Here is a 19,527-nt window from a genome sequence, read left to right on the forward strand (position 1 = left end):
ACCAGCGGCGCGACCGCACAGGGAGACAGGACAGCCGTGGCACCACCTCAGGGACAGATGCGTCCGGGACGGCAACTCGCCGTGCTCGGCGTCATCTTCGTCGTCCTCTATCTTTTGGTGTTCTTCGCGGGCGGGGCCAGCGGTGGCTGGAAGGACCGGCTCGAGCCCAAGCTCGGCCTGGACCTGGTCGGCGGCACCCGGCTCACGCTCGAGGCGACCAACACCATCGACGGTCGTCCGCCGAGTGCGGAGAGCCTCGAAGAGGCCCGCCGGATCATCGAGAACCGGGTCAACGGGCTCGGGGTCGCCGAAGCCGAGGTGGTCACCGAGGGCAACCGGAACATCGTCATCTCGCTGCCCGGTGAGAACCGGGACCTGACCGAGGTCGGCACCGCCGCCGAACTGCGGTTCCGCAAGGTCCTCAAGGTCACCGACGGCAGCGGCGCGACCGCCACCCCGCCGTCGGCCACCCCGGCACCGTCCGGCAGCCCCGCCCCGTCCGGCAGCCCGGCCGCCTCGCCCAGCGCATCGGCGCGGGCCACCGCGTCACCGAGCGCGGGCGGTCAGGGCGGCGGTGCGCCCGCCCCCAGCGCCACCCCTGCCCCGAGCGCGTCGGCCAGCGCCGCCCCGGCCCCGAGCGCCAGCGCCGAGCCGGTGCCGCAGGGCATCGAGGAGCAGCGCAAGGCCGTCGAGCAGAAGGTCGGCGCCGCCGCCTGGCAGGCCGCCAACGGCCTCCAGGCCCCGGCCGACGTCAGCGCCGACCCGACGCTGGCCGAGCGGCTGAAGCCGTTCGGCACGCTCACCCCGCGCGAGATCGCGGTGCTGCCGGCGAACATGCAGTTCAACGTGCCGACCATCACCTGCGAGCAGCTCGACGACCGGCCGGCCGGCTCGATCAACGACGAGAAGCAGCAGGCGGTGGCCTGTGAGACCGGCGCGAAGTACCTGCTCGACGTCGCGAAGGTGCTCGGCACCGACGTCGACGACGCCAACCCGGCCCTGGACCAGACCGGCCAGTGGGTGGTCAGCCTGAACTTCACCGGTGACGGCCAGTCCAAGTGGACCGCGCTGACCCGGGAGGCGTTCAACAACGAGGGCCAGGCGTGTGACGCCTCCGCGCTCGGCCAGGACGGCAAGTGCCGGGTGGCGGTCGTGCTGGACAACAACGTGATCTCCTCGCCGGAGATCCAGGGCGTGCTCACCGGTGACTCGCAGATCACCGGCAGCTTCAACAACCGGACCGCCACCGAGCTGTCCAGCCAGCTCCGCTACGGCGCGCTGCCGGTCACCTTCGAGCCGCAGGAGCAGCAGAACGTCTCCGCCACCCTGGGTGAGAGCCACCTGCGCGCCGGTCTGCTCGCCGCCGGTATCGGCATGGCGCTGGTCATCATCTACGCGTTCTTCTACTACCGGCTGCTCGGCTCGGTGATCTTCCTGAGCCTGGTGCTGTCCGCGCTGCTGGTCTTCGGCGCGCTGGTCTACCTGGGCCGGCAGATCGGCTTCACGCTGACCCTCGCCGGCATCGCCGGCATGATCGTCTCACTCGGTGTGGCGGCGGACTCGTTCGTCATCTACTTCGAGCGGCTCAAGGACGAGATCCGCGAGGGCCGCAGCCCGCGCAGCGCGGTGCCGCGCGCCTGGGTCCGGGCCCGCCGGACGATCATCTCGGCGAACGCCATCACCATCCTGTCGGCCGTGGTGCTCTACATCGTCTCGGTCGGCGCGGTGAAGGGCTTCGCGTTCGCCCTGGGGCTGGCCACCGTGCTCGACCTGGTGGTGGTGTTCCTCTTCCGACACCCGATCATGACGATGTTCGCCCGGACCCGGGCGTTCCTGTCCCCACGGGTCAGCGGTCTGGGCCGGGTGCTCCCCGCCAAGGGCACCGAGCAGGCGTCCACCCGCAACCCGCGCGCCAAGGAGGCCTGAGATGGCAAAGAGTGGTCTGGCGAACCGGCTCTACCGGGGCGAGGCCGGTCTCGACATCGTCGGCCGCCGCAAGGTCTGGTTCACCGTCGCCGGCGTGCTGGTCCTGCTGGCGATCCTCAGCTTCGCGCTGCGCGGTTTCAGCCTGGGCATCGAGTTCAGCGGCGGTAACTCCTTCCAGGTGCCGGCCAGCGTCGGCACCCTGGAGCAGACCGAGGACAAGGTCAGGGACGCGCTGGCCGGCCCGGGTGGCGGGGCCGAGCTGGTCACCGCCCAGGAGGTCGGCGGTCCGAGCGGCGACTTCTACGAGCTGCGCACCTCGACGCTGGACGCCGGGGAGTCCGAGGCGGTGAAGCTCGCGCTCGCCGAGGACTTCGGACTCAACCCGGACCAGATCAGCGCCAACCAGGTCAGCGAGGCGTGGGGCAGCCAGGTCACCTCCCGGGCCCTGCTCGGTCTGGTGATCTTCGTGGCGCTGGTCACCCTGTACCTGATCCTGCGGTTCGAGTGGCGGATGGCCGCCGCCGCGGTCGCCTCGCTCTTCCTGAACCTGATCATCACCGCCGGCATCTACTCCGCCGTCGGCTTCGAGGTCACCCCGTCCACGGTGATCGGTTTCCTCACCATTCTCGGCTTCGCGCTGTACGACGTGGTGGTGGTCTTCGACAAGGTGCAGGAGAACACCCGGGGGATCACCGCCAGCAACAACCAGACGTACGGGGAGGCGGCCAACCTGGCCGTCAACCAGAGCCTGATGCGGTCGCTGAACACCTCGGTGGTGGCGCTGCTGCCGGTCGGTGGTCTGCTCTTCATCGGTGCCGGCCTGCTCGGCGCGGGCACCCTGAAGGACCTCGGCCTGGTGCTCTTCGTCGGTATGGCGGTGGCCTTCCTGACGTCGATCTCGCTGGCCACCCCGCTGCTGGTGCTGCTGAAGAACCAGGAGCCCCGGATCCAGGCGCACAACAAGCGCATCCTGGCCCGGCGGGGCGCGATCGCCCGGGGCGAGGTGACCCCGAAGGGCACCCCGAAGGCCGCCACCGAGGGCGACGAGCCGGTCGACCCGGAGCAGGCGGCCCTGGCCGGCGTGGCCCCGAAGGTGGGTGCCCGACCGGCCGGCAAGCGGCCGACCGGCGCCCGCGGCGGCCGGCCGGCCGGTGGCGGCGGCAGCCGTCCCGGCGGCAAGCGCCGCTGACCCGAACCGGCGGCCAGGTCCGCTGACCGCCAGGGTGGGACACACCGCCCACCCGCCGACAACCGGCATCCCGGCGTCCGCCATGCTGTGCGAGCAGCATGGCGGACGCCGCGTCGTCGAGGGGGACAAAACGTGACCGAGACCCACACCACCGGGGTACGCGGAGACAGCGGTCCGGCCGTCGCCGAACTGGTGGCCGGTCGGGTGCTCGACGTGCCGGACTTCCCGAAACCGGGCATCGTGTTCAAGGACCTGATGCCGCTGTTTGCCGACGGCGACGTGTTCCGCGAGGTGATCGACGGCATCGTGGCCCACCACGGGCGGGAGAACTTCGACGTGGTGGCCGGGATCGAGGCGCGCGGGTTCGTGGTGGCCGCCGCCATCGCGTACGCCACCGGGGTCGGGGTGGTGCCGGTCCGCAAGGCGGGGAAGCTGCCCCGGGCCACCCACACCGCCTCCTACGCCCTGGAGTACGGCGAGGCCACCCTGGAGGTGCACCAGGACGCGTTCACCGCCGGGCACCGGGTCCTGGTGGTCGACGACGTGCTGGCCACCGGCGGGACCGCCGAGGCCACCCTCGACCTGGTCGAGCGGGCCGGCGGCACGGTGGCCGGGTTCACCGTCCTGCTGGAGCTGGGTTTCCTCGGTGGCCGGGCGAAGCTCGCCCCGCGTCCCGTCCATGCCCTGCTGACCGTTTGATCCGTCGGCCTGCGGGGTGACCCGGCGCGGGCCGGCCGGGGGAGCGGCACGGGATCGACCCGGCGGGTAGCATTGCCCTTTGCTGACCGGGCGGCCGTGGGTCACCCGGCCCGGCAGGTCAGCCGTCCGGTGACGGGCGGCTCGTTTCCGGCGAACGGTGAGGGAGGCCGGTGTCCCACGATGTCGTTCCTCCGGTGGAGGGCACGGTGTACCCGACAGGCGACGCGGACAGCTCGACGACCATCGACCGTACCGGTGCCGGGGCAGTGGGTGTGCCGGGTGACGGCGTCGGCCCGGCCGGCCCCGACGGGGCGGTCCGACCGACGACCGGTGCCCCGGTGACCGGTGCCGCTCTGGCCCCCCTGGTGGATCCAGCTCCGGCCGACGAGTCCGACGCGGCCTCGGGCGGCGGGTTCCCCACCGGTCGACGGGTCCGGGCCCGCCTGGCCCGGTTCAACGCGCCCTGGCAGACCTCGCAGGTCAGCGAGGTGCTGGAGCCGCTGATCTCGTGCCACCGGGAGAACCACCCGAAGGCCGACGCCCGGCTGCTCCAGCGCGCCTTCGACATGGCCGCCCGCTGGCACTCCGGGCAGTACCGCAAGTCCGGTGACCCCTACATCACCCACCCGCTGGCGGTCGCCACCATCCTGGGCAACCTGGGCATGGACACCACCACGCTGGTGGCGGCGCTGCTGCACGACACCATCGAGGACACCGAGTACACCCTGGACCAGATGAAGACCGACTTCGGCGGCGAGGTGGCGCTGCTGGTCGACGGGGTGACCAAGCTCGACAAGGTCAAGCTCGGCGACGCCGCCAAGGCGGAGACCATCCGCAAGATGGTGGTGGCGATGGCGAAGGACCCGCGGGTGCTGGTCATCAAGCTCGCCGACCGGCTGCACAACATGCGTACGCTCTCCTTCCTGCCCGCGCCGAAGCGGGAGCAGAAGGCGAAGGAGACGCTGGAGATCCTCGCCCCGCTGGCGCACCGCCTCGGTATGAACACCATCAAGTGGGAGCTGGAGGACCTCGCCTTCGGCACCCTGTTCCCGAAGCGGTACGAGGAGATCCAGCGGCTGATCGGCGAGCACCAGCCGCAGCGGGAGGCGCTGCTGCGCCAGGTCACCCAGAAGGTGCAGACCGACCTGAAGGCCGCCAAGATCAAGGCGGAGACCACCGGCCGGCCGAAGCACCTGTACTCGATCTACCAGAAGATGATCGTGCGGGGCCGCGACTTCAACGACATCTACGACCTGGTCGGGGTACGGATCCTGGTCGACACGGTGCGGGACTGCTACGCCGCGCTGGGCGTGATCCACGCGAACTGGCAGCCGGTGCCGGGCCGGTTCAAGGACTACATCGCGATGCCCAAGTTCAACATGTACCAGTCGTTGCACACGACGGTCATCGGGCCCACCGGCAAGCCGGTCGAGATGCAGATCCGCACGTACGCGATGCACCGCACCGCCGAGTTCGGCATCGCCGCGCACTGGAAGTACAAGGAGCACAAGGGCACCCAGATCGTCGGCCCGCCCGCGCACATCGACGAGATGACCTGGCTGCGCCAACTGCTGGACTGGCAGCGGGAGGCCGCCGACCCGAGCGAGTTCCTCGACGCGCTGCGCTTCGACCTGTCCAGCCAGGAGGTGTACGTCTTCACCCCGAAGGGTGACGTCATCCCGCTGCCGACCGGGTCGACGCCGGTGGACTTCGCGTACGCGGTACACACCGAGGTCGGGCACAAGTGCATCGGGGCGCGGGTCAACGGCAAGCTGGTGCCCCTCGAATCGACGCTGTCCAACGGCGACGTGATCGAGATCTTCACCTCGAAGTCCGACACCGCCGGCCCCACCCAGGACTGGCTGGGCTTCGTCAAGAGCCCCCGGGCCCGTACCAAGATCCGCCAGTACTTCAACAAGGAACGGCGTGAGGAGGCGATCGAGGCCGGCAAGGACGCGATCGTCAAGGCGATGCGCAAGCAGGGCATGCCGTTGCAGCGGATGCTCACCCCGGACGCGCTGATGACCATCGCCCGGGACCTGCACCTGGCCGACGTCGCCTCGCTCTACGCCGCCGTCGGCGACAGCCAGGTCTCCGCGCAGTCCGTGGTGCAGAAGCTGATGGCCACGTACGGCGGCGAGGAGGGCGCGGTCGAGGACATCGCCGAGACCGCCGTGGCGACCCGTCCGCCGCGCAGCCGGGCCGCCAGCCACGACCCGGGCGTGGTGGTCCGGGGGGTCAGCGACGTCTGGATCAAGCTGGCCCGGTGCTGCACGCCGGTGCCGCCGGACACCGTCTTCGGGTTCGTCACCCGCTCCGGCGGGGTGAGCGTGCACCGGGACGACTGCGCCAACGCCGAGGACCTCAAGGCGCAGCAGGAGCGGGTGGTCGAGGTGAGCTGGAAGCTCACCAGCGCGTCGACGTTCCTGGTGGCGATCCAGGTGGAGGCCCTCGACCGGCACAAGCTGCTGGCCGACGTGACCCGGGTGCTCTCCGAGGAGCGGGTGAACATCCTCTCCGCCACGGTCACCACCACCCGGGACCGGGTGGCGGTGAGCCGGTTCAGCTTCGAGATGGCCGACCCGAAGCACCTGGGCCACCTGCTGGCCGCGGTCCGCAAGGTCGACGGTGTCTTCGACGCGTACCGGGTCACCTCGGGCGCCTGAGCAAAGCGAAAGGGGCCCGCCGGCAGCTGCCGGCGGGCCCCTTTGTCGGGTCGGGTCAGCGGATCACTTCTGGATCTCGCTCATGGTGATCTTCTTGATGATGGTCTCCGTCTTCGGGTGACCACCCCCGGCCTGCTGGGCGAACGCGTTGTCGTGCCCGGCCGCGCCGACCTTCTTCACGATGTCCATGCCCTCGGTGATCTTCCCGAGCACGGTGTAGGCCGGGTCGAGCTGCGAGTCGCCGTACACGATGAAGAACTGGCTGCCGGTGCTGCCCGGCTGCCCGGAGTTGGCCATCGCGATGACGCCCTCCGGGTACGGGGGGCGCTCGTCGGTGGGCAGGTTCTCCTCGGCGAACCGGTACTGCGGGCCGCCGGTGCCGTCGGTGTCCCGGTAGCCCTTGCCGGTGGCGCTCGGGTCACCGCACTGCAGCACCTTGAGCCCCTCGGTCACCAGCCGGTGGCACTTCGTGTTGTCGAAGAAGTTCTTGCTGGCCAGGTGGGTGAAGCTGGCCGCCGTGCAGGGCACGTCGGCGAGGTTGAGCCGGGCGGTGATCGGGCCCAGGTTGGTGTCGATGGTCATCGTCTGGGTGCCCACGTTCGGCTGCTGCGTCCCGGGCAGGCCGACGTCCTTGGTCTGCGGGGTCCGCTGCTCGGCCGGGGCCTCGTTCCACACGCAGAGGGACGTACCGGACGCGGCGGTGGTGTCGGTGGCCTTGTCGTCGTCACCGAGGCTCGCGACGAGCCACACCGTGCCGGCGACGACGAGCAGCAGGGCCGCCCCGGCTCCGACGATCGCCTGAACCTGCCGGCGCTTACGGGCCCTGGCCGCACGCTCGGCCATCTCCCGCTCGAGTCGGGCCCGCGCCGCCGCGCGCTGCCGCTCTTTCGTGGACGTCACGGTCACTCCTCGTCATGTATGTCGGCGGCCCGCTGCCGCTTCTGGTGGGTCGGGTGGGGCGCTCCGGTCAGCCGGCGCTCGGCGAGGCCGACGGCGCACCGGCCGCCGGGCTGCTCGGCGCGGGGGCCGGCTCCGGCGCCGTTGCCGGCTCGCCGACGGTGAGGCTCTGGATCACCACGTCGGTCTTCGGCTTGACCTTCGCCCCGGAACCATTGTCCACGGTCTCGAGCTTGCCGACCTTCTCGACCACGTCGAGCCCGCCGGTGACCTTCCCGATCACGGAATAGGCCGGCTGAGCCGGGTTGGCGTCCTTGAAGAAGATCAGGAACTGGCTGCCGTTGGCGCCCGGCGGGTTGGCGATCATCGCCACGGTGCCCTTCGGGTACGCGGGCGGCTGACCGGCCGCCGGGCTGGGCGACGGGGCGGCCGGGACGTTCTCGTCGTAGAACGTGTAGGTGGGGCCGCCCAGGTCGGTGCCGCTGGGGTCGCCGCAGCGCAGCGCGCCCTCGGTGGTGATCTCGTGGCAGGTGGTGTTGTCGTAGAACGACCGGCTGGCCAGGTGGGCGATGCTCGCGGCGGCGCACGGCGCGGCGGCCAGGTCCAGCTCGACGGTGATCGGGCCGCCCTGGTTGGTGGTGACCGTCATCGGCCGGGTGCCGGAGGTGGGCAGCCCCTTGGTCTCCGGGGTACCGACGTCCTTGAGGTTGGCGTTGCCCTCGGTGTTCTGCGGGGTCCACGCGCAGACGTCCGGTGCGGCCTGGTTGTCCTCCGGGTCGCGGTCGAAGCCGCCGAGGGCCCACACCGAGCCGACCACGATCAGGACGAGCACCACCGCGGCACCGACGCCGGCCTGGATCTGCCGGCGACGCTTCACCCGGGCCGCCCGGCGGGCCATCTGCCGGTCGAGCTTCTCCCGTGCCAGCTTGCGCTGCCGGTCCCTGCTGGAAGCCACCCGCGCTCCCCTTCCTCTACCCTGGTCGTCATGGCGGACGGGCGCCGGTGCGCCCCGTCGTGCGCCGGTGCGCGTTCCTGGTGCGCACGTGCGCCACGCCACACGCCCGCCAGAGTGTACGGGTACCGACTGGGAATGTGGTGTACCAGGTCGGTCACCGGGGTTTATCGTCGGCTCTCACTGCCCGCGTCGGTGGGCCCACCCGGGGTGGCCGCGCCGTGGTCATGGTGTCCGCCCGGCTAGGCTGCTGCGAGAGGTACGACACCGACGACGAAAGGGGAGCGGACGTGTTCGTGGCCGGCTTTCCCGCGGACGCCTTCGGCACCAACTGCTACGTGGTCGCCACCGCGCCGGGGGAGCAGTGCGTGGTCGTCGACCCGGGCATCGGGGTGGTCGACCGGCTCGACGCCCTGCTGGCCGAGCACCGTCTGCATCCGGCCGCCGTGCTGCTCACCCACGGCCATCTCGACCACACCTTCTCGGTCGCCCCGGTCTGCGGCGCGCGGGGCATCACCGCGTACGTCCACCCGGCCGACCTGGAGCTGCTCGCCGACCCCGGCAAGGCCCTCTCCATGGACCTCAGCCAGCTCTTCGGGGGTCGCCTGCCGTACAGCGAGCCGGAGGACGTCGCCGAGCTGACCGACGGCGCGACCCTGGCCCTGGCCGGGCTGGAGATCACCGTCGACCACGCCCCGGGCCATACCGGCGGGTCGGTGCTGTTCCGGTTGCCCGGCGCCGGCTCGCCCTTCGAGGCGGAGCAGATCTGCCTCTCCGGTGACGTGCTGTTCGCCGGCTCGATCGGCCGTACCGACCTGTGGGGCGGCAGCATGCCCGCGATGGTGACCAGCCTCCGGGAGAAGATCCTCCCGCTGGCCGACGACACCGTCGTGCTGCCCGGCCACGGCCCCGCGACCACCATCGGTCGGGAGCGCGCGAGCAACCCGTACCTCATCGAGGTCGCCGGTGACGGCGGCGCGCGCCCGGCACCCACCCGCGGCTGGTAGTACCCCGCCCGCGCGGCGCGCGGGCCTCTCGACGTCACCCGGCACGCGGCGCGTCCCGGGAGTTCAAGGAGCATCGATGAGCAAGCCCACGCCCATCTCCGGGTTCCCGGAGTGGACGCCGTCCCAGCGCATGATCGAGCAGTACGTGCTGGACCGGCTCCGCGACACCTTCGAGCTGTACGGCTTCGCCCCGCTGGAGACCCGCGCGGTGGAGCCGCTGGACCAGCTGCTGCGCAAGGGGGAGACCTCCAAGGAGGTCTACGTGATCCGCCGGCTGCACGAGGAGGAGGGCGCCGCCCCGGCCGCCGACGACACCCTCGGCCTGCACTTCGACCTGACCGTGCCGTTCGCCCGGTACGTGCTGGAGAACGCCGGGAAGCTCCAGTTCCCGTTCCGCCGCTACCAGATCCAGAAGGTGTGGCGGGGCGAGCGCCCGCAGGAGGGCCGCTACCGGGAGTTCCTCCAGGCCGACATCGACATCGTGGACCGGGACACCCTGGCCGCGCACCACGAGGCGGAGATGCCGCTGGTGATCGGGGACGCCCTGCGCGGCCTGCCGATCCCGCCGGTGACCATCCAGGTCAACAACCGCAAGGTCTGCGAGGGCTTCTACCTCGGCCTGGGGCTGACCGACCCGGAGGCGGCGCTGCGCGCGGTGGACAAGCTCGACAAGATCGGCCCGGACCGGGTGGCCGCGCTGCTCGGCGAGACCGCCGGGGCGACCGAGACCCAGGCGCGGGCCTGCCTGGACCTGGCGGCGATCTCCGCGCCGGACGCCTCGTTCGCCGCCCGGGTCCGGGCGCTCGGGGTGTCCCACCCGCTGCTGGACGAGGGGATCGAGGAGCTGACCCGGGTGGTGGAGACCGCGGCGGCGCACGCCCCCGGGCTCTGCGTGGCCGACCTGCGGATCGCCCGGGGGCTGGACTACTACACCGGCACGGTCTACGAGACCCAGTTGCAGGGCTTCGAGCGGTTCGGCTCGATCTGCTCCGGCGGCCGGTACGACAACCTGGCCAGCTCGGGGGCGAACCGGTTCCCGGGGGTGGGCATCTCGATCGGGGTGAGCCGGCTGCTGGGCCTGCTGTTCGGGGCCGACCGGCTCACCGTGTCGCGCAGCGTGCCGACCTGCGTGCTGGTGGCGGTCCCGACCGAGGAGCGGCGGGCGGAGACGGACCGGATCGCCCAGGCGTTGCGCGGGCGGGGCGTCCCGTGCGAGGTGTCGCCGACGGCCGCGAAGTTCGGCAAGCAGATCCGGTACGCCGAGCGGCGCGGCATCCCGTACGTCTGGTTCCCCGGGGTCGACGGGGCTCCGGACGAGGTGAAGGACATCCGGACGGGTGAGCAGGTCAGCGCCGCCGCGGGGGAGTGGACGCCACCCCGGGCGGACCTGAAACCGCTGGTGGGCTGAGCCGGTTACTCGCGCGTACGGGTTAGAGTCCCTACGGTGGCGTAAGTTACGCCACCGTAGGGAGAAAGAACTCGTGACCGCCAGCACCGTACTCAGCCAGACCGCGCTGCTCCTCGAACTCGAGTCCGTCGTCGAGAAGAACCTGAACCGCCACCTCGGCGTGGCGAAGGAGTGGTTCCCGCACGAGTACGTGCCGTGGAGCGAGGGACGCACCTTCGACGGCCCGCTCGGTGGCGAGGCGTGGTCGCCGCAGGACTCGACGATTCCCGAGGTGGCCCGGACGGCGCTGATCGTCAACCTGCTCACCGAGGACAACCTCCCCTCGTACCACCACCAGATCGCGACCCTGTTCGGGCCGGACGGGGCCTGGGGGACCTGGGTGGGGCGGTGGACGGCGGAGGAGGGCCGGCACGGCACCGCGATCCGCGACTACCTCACGGTGACCCGGGCGGTGGACCCGGTGGCCCTGGAGCGGGCCCGGATGGTGCACATGACGGCCGGCTACTCCAACAACCACGACGACGAGGTGCTGCACACCCTGGCGTACGTGTCGTTCCAGGAGTTGGCCACCCGGATCTCGCACCGCAACACCGGCAAGCTCACCGGCGACCCGAGATGCGAGGCGCTGCTGGCCAAGGTGGCGGCGGACGAGAACCTGCACATGGTCTTCTACCGCAACCTGCTGGCCGCCGCGTTCGAGCTGGCCCCCGGTCAGGCGATGCGCGCGGTGGCCGACGTGCTGACCGACTTCCAGATGCCCGGCGTCGGCATCGACGGTTTCGCCCGCAAGTCGGTGGCGATCGCCCTGGCCGGCATCTACGACCTGCGTCAGCACCGCGACGACGTGGTGGTCCCGGTGCTGCGGCAGTGGGACGTGTTCAACGTCTCCGGGCTGGACGCCGACGGTGAGAAGGCCCGGGAGCTGATCGCCACCCACCTCGACGACCTGGAGCGGGCGGCGTCCCGGTTCGAGGAGAAGCGCGACGCCCGCGCGGCCCGACTCGCCGCCCGCTGAGGGGGCGGGGGCGGGCTCCGGCCGGCTCTGGTAGCGGAGGGGGCCGCCGCCCGACAGCGCCGGTCGGGGACGGGCCCGACCGGCAGTGGTCCTGCCGTCGGGCCGGACCCGCCGTGCCGTCCGGTGCGGCGGCGGTCGTGCCGGCCGGGTCAGGCGGGGGAGTGGGCCAGGTCGAACAGCAGACAGCTCGACGTGGCGTGGGCGACCAGGCGGCCGGCCGCGTCGGTCAGCCGGGCCTCGGCGAGGGCGGTCCGTCGCCCGCGTTGCAGCACGGTGCCCTCGCAGCGCAGCGTGCCCGATGCCACGGTGACCGCGCGGAGGAACTTCACGTTCAGGTCGAGCGAGGTGTAGCCGACGCCGGCGGGGAGCGTGGTGTGCACGGCGCACGCGGCGGCGGTGTCGAGCAACGTCGAGATGACCCCGCCGTGCACGGTGCCCAGCGGGTTGTAGTGGAACTCCTGTGGGGTCAGCTCGACGGCCACCCAACCCTCGGCGACGTCCATCCGGGCCATGTCCATCAGGTGCATGACCGGTGGCGCGGCCAGCTCGCCAGCGATCATCGCCTGGAGCAGTTCGAGACCGCCGCGTCGGCCGACGTGGGCGGCGTTGGCGGCCGGGTCCGACCAGGAGAAGGTACGGCTGCGTGTCGGGTCCTGGGTCTGTGTCACGGACCCAGCCTGGCAGCGCGTTGCTGCGTCTGTCAACGAGACCTAGCCTGGTCGGTATGAGACCCGAGGCACTGGACTGGTCGGTGGAGAACTGCACCATCGGCCGGGCGATGGCGATCCTCGGCGAGCGGTGGACCGTGGTGGTGCTCCGCGAGGTGTTCAACGGGGTGCGCCGCTTCGACGACATGCGGGTGCGCACCGGCATCCCCCGGCAGGTGCTCACCAACCGGTTGGCCGGCCTGGTCGCCCAGGGGGTGCTGCGCCGGGAGCCGTACCGGGAACCGGGTGCGCGGGTGCGCCACGAGTACCGGCTCACCCCGATGGGCCTCGACCTGTGGCCGGTGCTGGTGGCGGTGCTCGCCTGGGGGGACCGCTACCTGGCCGACCCGGAGGGATCGCCGTTGCGCGTCCGGCACCGTGACTGCGGCGCGGAGGTACAAGTCGAGCTGCGTTGCGCTGCGGGACACGAGGTGACCGAGCCGCGTGACCTGGTGCCCCGGCCGGGCCCCGGCGCGCGCCGGCGCGCCGACTGAGGCCGGCCGCGCCACGCGGGCGGGTGCGCGGCGGTCACCGCCCACCCGCCCGGCAGGCCGTCGTCACCAGCGGAAACCGGCGGCGTACGAGACGTTCGCCAGCACCTGCTGGCCGGCGGTGTTGGGGTGGAAGTAGTCCCAGCCGGAGAGCTGGCCGAGGGTGAACGGGTAGTTGAACACCGCGTTGCCGTCGAAGTCGCAGTTGCTGCCGTACGCGGCGCACGCCTGGGCGAGCTGGGTGTTGTAGTCGATCACGCGTTGCCGGACCCGGGCCCGCCGGTCGACGTCGGCCTGCGCGGTGGAGGTCGGGTTCGCCAGCATCGACTGGCAGATGCCGAAGAGTCCCCAGGCGCTGCGCGCGCTGCCGCTGTCCTTGCCCACCGCCCAGAGCCGGTGGATGTCGGGCACGCTGATCAGCGCGACCCGGGCGTTCGGTAGGCCGGCCTTGATCCGGGCCAGGGCGGTGTCGATGTTCGCCCGGTAGGTGCTCACCGGGGTCATGCTCGACTCGGAGCTGGTGCAGGCGTCGTTCGCGCCGATCAGGACGGTCACGTAGCCGACGCCCTGGCTGACCGCGGTGCTCGCCTGTCCGGGCAGGTCGGCGGACTTCGCGCCGGTGCGCGCGTCGTTGTGGTTGCGTCCGCCGATGGCCGGGTCGACCGCGCGGATGCGCAGGTAGTGGCTGTTGACGCCGGAGTCGTCGCCGGTGCTGAACGAGCGCGAGGTGCAGTCGACGTACCACCCGCAGGCGTTGAAGCCGCGGGTGATGGAGTCGCCGAGGCTGGCCATCGACGTCGGTGGTGGGCCGGCGTCGGCGGTGGCCGGCGCGCCGAGCAGGGGGACGCTGACGGCGAGGGCGGTGAGGACGGTGAGCGCGCGACGGATGGGGGTCATCGGGGCCTCCGGATCACGGTTGCCGACGAGAAAGACACGGTGAGCAGAGCGTATAGACCATCATCTGTGTCCACAATGTTGCCGGCTGATGACGTGTCCCGTGCTGGTCAACCCGGGCAAAGGGGGTCTTGCAGATGAACTTAAATATGTGAATACTTCAGCTCACCCGATCGGTTCCCCCAGGTCGTTCGGGTGGTCCCGGGCATCGCCGAACGGTGTGCCCCCGCCCCCTCTTTGGAGGATGTACATGCGACCCACGAGGTCAATGCTCCGCCGCGCCGCGACCGTCGCCTTCGCCGGAACCCTGGTCGCCGGCTCGTTGCTCGGCGCGCCGGCCCAGGCCGCCCCCGTCTCGCCTGCCTCCCCCGACGCCGCCACCGGCCTGGCCGAGCGCCTCGGCGACCGTTCCGCCGGCGCCTACCTCGACGCCAGCGGCAAGATGGTCGTCACCGTCACCGACGCCGCCGCCGCCCGCCAGGTCACCGCCGCCGGCGCGACCGCGAAGATCGTCAAGCGGGGTGCCGCCGAACTGAAGGCCGCCACCGCCGAGCTGGACCGCTCCGCGAAGATCCCGGGCACCGCCTGGTGGACCGACCCGGTGAGCAACCAGGTCGTCGTCTCCGTCGACAGCACCGTCACCGGCGCCAAGCTGGCGAAGGTGCAGGCCGTCGCCAGCAAGCTCGGCGGCACCGTCCGCGTCGAGCAGGAGGCCGGCACGTACAGCACCCGGATCTCCGGCGGCCAGGCCATCTACGCCGGTGGCGGCGGTCGCTGCTCGCTGGGCTTCAACGTCCGCAGCGGCAGCACCTACTACTTCCTCACCGCCGGCCACTGCACCAACATCTCGTCGAGCTGGTACAGCAACTCCGCCCAGACCAACCTGCTGGGCTCCCGCGCCGGCACCAGCTTCCCGGGCAACGACTACGGCATCGTGCGGCACAACAACTCCGCCAACGCCACCGGCAACGTGTCCCTGTACAACGGCACCTTCCGCGACATCACGGGCTCCGGCAACGCGGTCGTCGGCCAGTCGGCGCAGCGCTCCGGCAGCACCACCGGCCTGCGCAGCGGCTCGGTCACCGCGACCAACGCCACGGTGAACTACGCCGAGGGCTCGGTCTCCGGCCTGATCCGCACCAACATCTGCGCCGAGCCGGGTGACTCCGGCGGCTCGCTGTTCAGCGGCGGCACCGCGCTGGGCCTGACCTCCGGGGGCAGCGGCAACTGCTCCTTCGGCGGGACCACGTTCTTCCAGCCGGTCACCGAGGCGCTCGGCGTCTACGGGGTCTCCGTCTTCTGATCCGTACCGGAGCCGGCAGCTCGACCGCTGACCGGACCCCGGTAGCTCGACGCGAAAGCGGACCGTCGGACCACCCGACGGTCCGCTTCCGCGTCCGCCGCCCAGCCGTCCGGTCCGGCAGCGGGTAGCGTCCGGCCGGTGAGCGTCTCCGCACCGAGCATCTCGGCCTGGGCCCCGCTGCGGCTGGCCGCCTTCCGTGGCCTGTGGCTGGCCGTGCTCGCCAGCAACATCGGCACCTGGATGCAGACCGTGGGCGCCCAGTGGCTGCTGGTCGACCAGCCCGGCGCGGCCACCCTGGTGGCGCTGGTGCAGACCGCGAGCATGCTCCCGGTACTACTGCTCGCCCTGCCCGCCGGGGCGCTGGCCGACACCTTCGACCGCCGCCGCCTGCTGATCGCCGTCCAAGGCTTCCTCGCCGTGGTGGGCGTACTGCTGACCGGGCTGACCGCCGCGGACCGGATGCCCCCGGCGCTGCTGCTCACCCTCACCTTCGCCATCGGGGTCGGCCAGGCGCTCACCCTGCCGGCCTGGCAGGCGGTCATCCCGGAACTCGTCCCCCGGGACCAGTTGGTGTCGGCCTCCGCGCTCGGCGCGATCAGCATCAACCTGGCCCGCTCGGTCGGGCCGGCGGTGGCCGGGGTGCTCGTCGCGCAGGCCGGCGTCGCGGTGGTCTTCGGCGTGAACGCCGTCTCCTTCGCCGTCTTCGCGCTGGCCCTGGTGCGCTGGGGGCCGGAACGCGCCGAGGACGGGCCGATGCCGGAACGGTTCACCGCCGCGCTGCGCGCCGGTGGCCGGTACGTCCGGCACTCCCCGGTGGTCCGCCGGATCCTGCTGCGCGCCGCGCTCTTCGTGGTACCGGGCAGCGCGCTCTGGGCGCTGCTGCCGCTGGTCGCCAGCCGGCGGCTCGGGCTGGGCTCCGGCGGGTACGGCATCCTGCTCGCCGCGCTCGGCCTCGGTGCGGTGGGCGGCGCGCTGGTGCTGCCCCGGATCCGTCAGGTGCTCTCCAGCAGTCAGCTACTGCTGCTGGCCGGGCTGGTCTACGCCGGATCGCTGCTGGTGCTCGCCTGGGTGCCGCACCCGGTGCCGGTCACCGTGGCGCTGGTCCCCGCCGGGCTGGCCTGGATGACCGTGATGTCCAGCGTGAACGCCGCGATGCAGCTCTTCCTCCCCGGCTGGGTCCGCGCCCGGGGGCTGTCCGTCTACCAGATGGTCTTCGCCGGCGGGCAGGCGCTCGGCGCCGTCGCCTGGGGCACCCTGGGTGAGCTGGCCGGTCTGGTCGTCGCGCTGGCCACCGCCGGCGTGGTCATGGCGGGGTGCGCGTTGACCGTACCGCTCTGGCCGCTGCGCGACACCCGGGGCGTCAACCGTGACCCGGCCGCCTACTGGCCCGAGCCGCACCTCACCCTGACCGCCCACCCGCGTACCGGCCCGGTGCTGGTCACCGTGGCGTACACGGTGCCACCCGAGCTGCAGGACGAGTTCGTCGAGGCGATGCGGGCGGTGGGCCGCTCGCGGCGGCGTACCGGGGCGATGCGCTGGGGACTGTTCCGGGCGGGCGAACGCGAACACGGGTTCGTCGAGGTGTACCAGGTGCCCTCCTGGGAGGAGCACCTGCGGCAGCACGGCGGCCGGTTGACCGGGGCCGACCAGGCGGCCGAGGAACGGGCCCGGAAGCTGGTGCAGGGCGACCCCGAGGTCACCCACCTGCTCCCGGCCGACCCGGACTGAACCCTCCGGCCCGGTGCCCACCGTCCCCGCCGTTCCTGTCGTGCCCGCAGTCCCCGCCGCGGTCGGCCCGGAGCACCAGCACGACCAGCAGCGGTACCAGCGCCTCCGCGCCGGCGGCCACCCGTTCGGACAACCCGATCCGGGTGCCGCCGGTGACCAGCTCCACCACGAACCAGCCGACCAGCAGGGCCAGCAGCAGCGCGGTGCCGGCCCAGGCCCACCGGAGGCGGGGAGGCGTCGTCGTCGGGCCGGGCGGCGTCACCGCCCCGGGACGCGGGACGGCCAGCGCCGGCCAGAGGGCCAACGCGCCGAAGGCGACCGCGGCGGCCAGCCCGTGCGCGGCGGAGCCACCCCGTTCGGTGGGCAGCGGGAAGGCCGCCACGGCCACGGTGGCGACGCCGCCGAGCGCCAGCGTCAGCCGGCCGGCGGTCCGCAGCGGACGTAAACCGGCCGCCGTGACGCAGTGGCAGACACCCAGGCCGAGCAGGGCCACCGTCATGATCCAGCGGTCGGTGGCGTCGCGGGCCGCGAGCGCGCTGATCGTCCCGGCCACCTGGTCGAACCCGCCGGGCTGGCGGTACGCGCCGAGGGTCCAGCCGCCGATCAGCAGGACCGGGGCGGCGGCGGAGGAGAGCAGGGCCCAGCCGGGTACGACGCGCACCCGGCACACCGTACCCCTCCCGCCGGGTGCCGTCGCCCGACCGGAACCGGCGACCGGGTGCCCGTCGGCGCGCCGGCGGCGGGGCTGACAGAATGCGGAGGGCAGAACCGTTCGCAGATGAGGAGACGCACGTCGTGATCCGTACCCATGACGCCGGCAGCCTTCGGGCCACGGACGCCGGCACCACGGTGACGCTCGCCGGGTGGGTGGCCCGCCGGCGCGACCACGGCGGTGTCATCTTCGTCGACCTGCGTGACGGCTCCGGCGTGGTGCAGGTGGTCTTCCGCGAGGAGGACGCGCACGCGCTGCGCAACGAGTTCTGCGTCAAGGTCACCGGCGAGGTGACCCGCCGCCCGGACGGCAACGAGAACCCCGAGCTGCCGACCGGCGAGGTCGAGGTGACCGCCAGCGGGCTGGAGGTGCTCTCCGAGGCCGCCCCGCTGCCGCTGCCGGTGGACGACCAGGTCGAGGCCGGTGACGACGTCCGGCTCCGCTACCGGTACCTGGACCTGCGTCGCGGCGGGCCGGCCAAGGCGATGCGGCTGCGGTCCCGGGCCAACCAGCTGGCCCGGAAGGTGCTGCACGACCGGGACTTCCTGGAGATCGAGACCCCGACGCTGACCCGGTCCACCCCGGAGGGCGCCCGCGACTTCCTGGTCCCGGTCCGGCTCCAGCCGGGCAGCTGGTACGCGCTGCCGCAGTCCCCGCAGCTGTTCAAGCAGCTGCTGATGGTCGGCGGCATGGAGCGGTACTACCAGATCGCCCGCTGCTACCGGGACGAGGACTTCCGCGCCGACCGGCAGCCGGAGTTCACCCAGCTCGACATCGAGATGTCCTTCGTCACCGAGGACGACGTGATCGACCTCGGCGAGGCGATCGTCGCCGAACTCTGGTCCGACCTGGCCGGGTACGACATCCCCCGGCCGATCCCGCGGATCACCTGGCACGACGCGATGGCCCGGTACGGCTCGGACAAGCCGGACCTGCGCTACGGCGTCGAGCTGACCGAGCTGACCGACTACCTGCGTGGCACCGCGTTCCGGGTGTTCGCCGGGGCGATCGACGCGGGCGGGTACGTCGGCGCGGTGGTCATGCCGGGCGGGGCGGCGCAGAGCCGCAAGGAACTGGACGGCTGGCAGGACTGGGCGAAGGCGCGCGGCGCGAAGGGCCTGGCGTACGTGGTGCTGGACGCCGAGACCGGCGAGGCGCGCGGCCCGGTGGCGAAGAACCTCTCCGCCGAGCACCTGGCCGGGCTGGCCGACGCGGTCGGCGCGAAGCCCGGCGACGCGGTCTTCTTCGCGGCCAGCCCGGACACCCGGGACGCGCAGGAACTGCTCGGCGCGGCCCGGGTGGAGATCGCCAAGCGGGCCAAGCTGGTCGACGAGAGCGCCTGGGCGTTCTGCTGGGTGGTCGACGCGCCGATGTTCGAGCGGGCCTCCGACCAGGAGAGCGGCCGGGCGGGCGGCTGGACGGCGGTGCACCACCCGTTCACCTCGCCGAACGCCGAGTGGGTGGACCGGTTCGAGGAAGCCCCGGACCGCGCCCTGGCGTACGCGTACGACATCGTCTGCAACGGCAACGAGATCGGTGGCGGCTCGATCCGTATCCACCGGGGCGACGTGCAGCGGCGGGTGTTCGACCTGCTCGGCATCACCCCCGAGGAGGCGCAGGACAAGTTCGGCTTCCTGCTGGAGGCGTTCAAGTACGGCCCGCCGCCGCACGGCGGCATCGCGTTCGGCTGGGACCGGGTCTGCATGCTGCTGGCCGGGGCGGACTCGATCCGCGAGGTGATCGCCTTCCCGAAGACCCGGGGCGGCTTCGACCCGCTGACCGGCGCGCCGACCCCGATCACCGGCCAGCAGCGCGCCGAGGCCGGCATCGACGCCAAGCCGAAGCCGCCGGCCGCCGCGCACACCGGCACCGCCGGCCCGGCCGCCCCGGTCGCCGACCCGACCTGAGACGCACGGAAGGGCCCCCGGGTGCG

Annotated in this window: 16 protein-coding genes; 11 read left to right on the plus strand and 5 right to left on the minus strand. The window is 72.3% G+C overall.

The window, feature by feature from the left end:
- Window positions 1–36: 36 nt before the first annotated feature.
- From secD to PVK37_RS17430, 4 genes are all read left to right on the plus strand, one after another.
- Complete coding sequence (secD, locus tag PVK37_RS17415; RefSeq protein WP_275028493.1) at window positions 37–1,926, plus strand: protein translocase subunit SecD; 1,890 nt, start codon at window positions 37–39, stop codon at window positions 1,924–1,926.
- A gap of 1 nt (window position 1,927) precedes the next feature.
- The gene (gene secF / locus PVK37_RS17420) at window positions 1,928–3,115 is read left to right on the plus strand and encodes a protein translocase subunit SecF (RefSeq protein ID WP_275028494.1); all 1,188 of its coding nucleotides are present in this window, start codon (window positions 1,928–1,930) and stop codon (window positions 3,113–3,115) included.
- A gap of 132 nt (window positions 3,116–3,247) precedes the next feature.
- Window positions 3,248–3,814 (plus strand): adenine phosphoribosyltransferase, encoded by a 567-nt coding sequence (locus PVK37_RS17425; protein ID WP_275028495.1) that lies wholly within the window; start codon window positions 3,248–3,250, stop codon window positions 3,812–3,814.
- 194 nt (window positions 3,815–4,008) lie between these two features.
- The gene (locus tag PVK37_RS17430; RefSeq protein ID WP_423791087.1) at window positions 4,009–6,480 is read left to right on the plus strand and encodes a RelA/SpoT family protein; all 2,472 of its coding nucleotides are present in this window, start codon (window positions 4,009–4,011) and stop codon (window positions 6,478–6,480) included.
- A 63-nt stretch (window positions 6,481–6,543) separates the two neighbouring features.
- On the opposite strand, the gene PVK37_RS17435 is transcribed toward PVK37_RS17430, so the two are convergent.
- Window positions 6,544–7,380, minus strand: a complete 837-nt coding sequence (locus PVK37_RS17435) for a peptidylprolyl isomerase (RefSeq protein ID WP_275028498.1) — start codon at window positions 7,378–7,380, stop codon at window positions 6,544–6,546.
- A 67-nt stretch (window positions 7,381–7,447) separates the two neighbouring features.
- On the minus strand, window positions 7,448–8,332 hold the full coding sequence (locus tag PVK37_RS17440; RefSeq protein WP_275028499.1) for a peptidylprolyl isomerase: 885 nt from the start codon (window positions 8,330–8,332) through the stop codon (window positions 7,448–7,450).
- A gap of 287 nt (window positions 8,333–8,619) precedes the next feature.
- Here PVK37_RS17440 and PVK37_RS17445 point away from each other — a divergent pair, with 287 nt between their 5' ends.
- From PVK37_RS17445 to PVK37_RS17455, 3 genes are all read left to right on the plus strand, one after another.
- Window positions 8,620–9,336 (plus strand): MBL fold metallo-hydrolase, encoded by a 717-nt coding sequence (locus PVK37_RS17445; protein ID WP_275035150.1) that lies wholly within the window; start codon window positions 8,620–8,622, stop codon window positions 9,334–9,336.
- 76 nt (window positions 9,337–9,412) lie between these two features.
- Complete coding sequence (gene hisS / locus PVK37_RS17450; RefSeq protein ID WP_275028500.1) at window positions 9,413–10,744, plus strand: histidine--tRNA ligase; 1,332 nt, start codon at window positions 9,413–9,415, stop codon at window positions 10,742–10,744.
- Window positions 10,745–10,817: 73 nt separating this feature from the next.
- Window positions 10,818–11,759, plus strand: coding sequence for an acyl-ACP desaturase (locus PVK37_RS17455; RefSeq protein ID WP_275028501.1), 942 nt, complete (start codon window positions 10,818–10,820; stop codon window positions 11,757–11,759).
- A 149-nt stretch (window positions 11,760–11,908) separates the two neighbouring features.
- Here the strand turns inward: PVK37_RS17455 and PVK37_RS17460 are convergent, their stop codons facing one another.
- Complete coding sequence (locus tag PVK37_RS17460) at window positions 11,909–12,427, minus strand: PaaI family thioesterase (protein WP_275028502.1); 519 nt, start codon at window positions 12,425–12,427, stop codon at window positions 11,909–11,911.
- A gap of 56 nt (window positions 12,428–12,483) precedes the next feature.
- On the opposite strand from PVK37_RS17460, the gene PVK37_RS17465 reads away from it, so the two are divergent.
- Window positions 12,484–12,960, plus strand: coding sequence for a winged helix-turn-helix transcriptional regulator (locus PVK37_RS17465; RefSeq protein WP_275028503.1), 477 nt, complete (start codon window positions 12,484–12,486; stop codon window positions 12,958–12,960).
- 63 nt (window positions 12,961–13,023) lie between these two features.
- On the opposite strand, the gene PVK37_RS17470 is transcribed toward PVK37_RS17465, so the two are convergent.
- Window positions 13,024–13,854, minus strand: a complete 831-nt coding sequence (locus PVK37_RS17470) for an SGNH/GDSL hydrolase family protein (protein ID WP_275028504.1) — start codon at window positions 13,852–13,854, stop codon at window positions 13,024–13,026.
- 247 nt (window positions 13,855–14,101) lie between these two features.
- Here PVK37_RS17470 and PVK37_RS17475 point away from each other — a divergent pair, with 247 nt between their 5' ends.
- The gene (locus PVK37_RS17475) at window positions 14,102–15,154 is read left to right on the plus strand and encodes a S1 family peptidase (RefSeq protein WP_275028506.1); all 1,053 of its coding nucleotides are present in this window, start codon (window positions 14,102–14,104) and stop codon (window positions 15,152–15,154) included.
- A 138-nt stretch (window positions 15,155–15,292) separates the two neighbouring features.
- Window positions 15,293–16,882 carry an MFS transporter gene (locus PVK37_RS17480; protein ID WP_275028507.1) on the plus strand — a complete coding sequence of 530 codons (1,590 nt, stop codon included), beginning with the start codon at window positions 15,293–15,295 and terminating at the stop codon, window positions 16,880–16,882.
- Here PVK37_RS17480 and PVK37_RS17485 read toward each other — a convergent pair.
- Window positions 16,851–17,543: a DUF998 domain-containing protein gene (locus PVK37_RS17485; RefSeq protein WP_275028508.1), complete on the minus strand. Its 693-nt coding sequence runs from the start codon at window positions 17,541–17,543 to the stop codon at window positions 16,851–16,853. The genes PVK37_RS17480 and PVK37_RS17485 overlap by 32 nt on opposite strands.
- 134 nt (window positions 17,544–17,677) lie before the next feature.
- Here PVK37_RS17485 and aspS point away from each other — a divergent pair, with 134 nt between their 5' ends.
- Window positions 17,678–19,501: an aspartate--tRNA ligase gene (gene aspS, locus PVK37_RS17490; RefSeq protein WP_275028510.1), complete on the plus strand. Its 1,824-nt coding sequence runs from the start codon at window positions 17,678–17,680 to the stop codon at window positions 19,499–19,501.
- Window positions 19,502–19,527 lie beyond the last annotated feature (26 nt).

It is taken from the genome of Micromonospora cathayae (genome assembly GCF_028993575.1).
GTDB lineage: Bacteria > Actinomycetota > Actinomycetes > Mycobacteriales > Micromonosporaceae > Micromonospora > Micromonospora cathayae.